General features: G+C 29.3%; 3 protein-coding genes. All 3 read left to right on the top strand.

Translation table 11 applies throughout. From position 1 onward, the window contains the following. Positions 1-33 precede the first annotated feature (33 nt). The 3 genes from V7112_RS23815 (at position 34) to V7112_RS06350 (ending at position 1826) form a co-directional block, all read left to right on the top strand. Positions 34-135: a hypothetical protein gene (locus V7112_RS23815; RefSeq protein WP_438823866.1), complete on the top strand. Its 102-nt coding sequence runs from the start codon at positions 34-36 to the stop codon at positions 133-135. 202 nt (positions 136-337) lie between these two features. Further along, positions 338-1267 (top strand): DNA adenine methylase, encoded by a 930-nt coding sequence (locus tag V7112_RS06355; RefSeq protein ID WP_335416862.1) that lies wholly within the window; start codon positions 338-340, stop codon positions 1265-1267. 19 nt (positions 1268-1286) lie between these two features. Further along, positions 1287-1826, top strand: coding sequence for a DUF7226 domain-containing protein (locus V7112_RS06350; RefSeq protein WP_335416860.1), 540 nt, complete (start codon positions 1287-1289; stop codon positions 1824-1826). The last annotated feature ends 135 nt before the right edge of the window (positions 1827-1961 follow it).

Genomic DNA, 1961 nt, shown 5'->3' with positions numbered 1-1961 from the left:
AAGAAAAACAATTACAAAGAATCAGAGTTTAAGATTACAAAAGCTCTTATTTCATATGAAGAATGGAATTTTGATTCGATAAATAAAAGGCAGAGAGAGTTTGCTGATTTGGCAGTTAATATTTGGAGTCTATAAAAACAAAAGGTACATTGGTAGTACCTTTTTGTTTTTTTCGAACTGGATAATTTCCATTTTTACTACATGTATATAATGATATAATAAAATCACGATAATATTTAAGAGTCATGTTAAAAAGAAAATATAAATAAATCCGTAAGCTCATAATGTTTAAATTAATTAAAGAGTAATATAGGGTGAGTAATTAGGAGTGTAAGAAATGTCTAAAGATTTATTAGTTAAACCAGTTGTAAAATGGGCTGGAGGTAAAAGACAGTTACTTGATGAAATAACTAACTACCTGCCTGTGGAATTTAATCCTAGGATAAACACTTATTTTGAACCATTCTTTGGTGGTGGAGCACTTTTTTTTCATATAAAGCCCCAAAAAGCATTCATTAATGATGTTAACACTGAATTAATAAATCTTTATCAGGTAATAAAACATAAACCGGAAAAACTTATAAGTGAATTAATTAATCACAAGCAGAGGGCACTTAATAATGAATCTGAGTATTATTATTTACTTAGAGATTGGGATAGGAAAGAAACATATAATCAAAGAGAGGATTATGTGAGAGCTGGAAGGTTTGTTTACCTTAACAGAACCGGTTATAATGGACTATACAGAGTAAATTCAAAAGGACAATTTAATGTACCTTTTGGTAAATATAAGAATCCTGATGTAATTATTGAGGAAACAATTAAGGATGTCTCAATATATTTGAAGAAAAATTATTATTGTGGAAGAAGAAAAGGAATAACAATAACAAATCAGGATTTTGCAGAAAGTGTTCTAAAACTTGCAAAGAAAGGGGACTTTGTATATTTTGATCCTCCATATGATCCAGTAAGTGAGACTGCAACCTTTACAGCATATGACAAAGGTGGTTTTGGAAGAAGAGAACAGAAAAGATTAAAAAGCATAGTTACAATATTAAGTGCAAGAGGTTGTTATGTTATGGTTTCTAACTCTTCAACAGACTTTATTAATAGTTTGTATGAAGGGTTTGAGATCGTACCAGTTAAGGCTAATAGATCCATTAATAGTCAAGGAAGTAAGCGAGGAAAGGTAGAAGAAGTTTTAATTATGAATTATAGAAATAGTAAAAGTAGAACTATATTATCTACTCTATATAATCATAAATGAAGTTTGGTTGGTGATGAATTTGACAGATCGCATTAAAATGGTAGATATTCTGCAAATAGCAACTAATACTTGTCCAAACATTGAGAATATAGATACTCCTTTCCCCCAAGCAGATTCATATGATATTCTTAACTCGCTGTTGAATTTACTTAATACGCGGAATATGAAAAAAAAAGAAATTGTTTCTAAAATGAGTGTTGTTGATAGGCAGGTTGACTATTATTTAAACTTCGGAATGTATCTAGGATTAATTAAAAGAAAAGAAATTGCAGGAATAACTCACTTTAGTCTCACAACAGAGACTAAGGAAATATTTAATCAATCCAATGATAATATCAAAAAGCTATTCATAGTGGAAAAAATTTTTAAGCATAATATATTCAAAAGGTCCTTCTTAGAAAGTATAGAAAACTGTATGATTTCAAGAGATTTTATTGTTGAATTGATGATACAAGAGAATATTGACCAATTATTTGGCTTGAAATCAGATTCTACATTATATAGAAGAGCCAGAACTATCGAAAGTTGGATAGAGTGGATTAAAAGCTTATATAGATAAGAACGCTACTCGTAGCGTTTTTTTGCTATAGAAAAAAGGTAAATTTTAGGAAATTTTGTCTAGGCGTGCTAAATATTCTGTAAACATATGTTAAAATGATAAAAAAGAGCTATCCATATCGGGGGATTTAAATGA

Origin of the sequence: Bacillus sp. JJ1566, assembly GCF_036962685.1 — a bacterium.
Lineage (GTDB): Bacteria > Bacillota > Bacilli > Bacillales > Bacillaceae_L > Ferdinandcohnia.
This window is presented reverse-complemented; position numbering and strand designations above follow the sequence as displayed.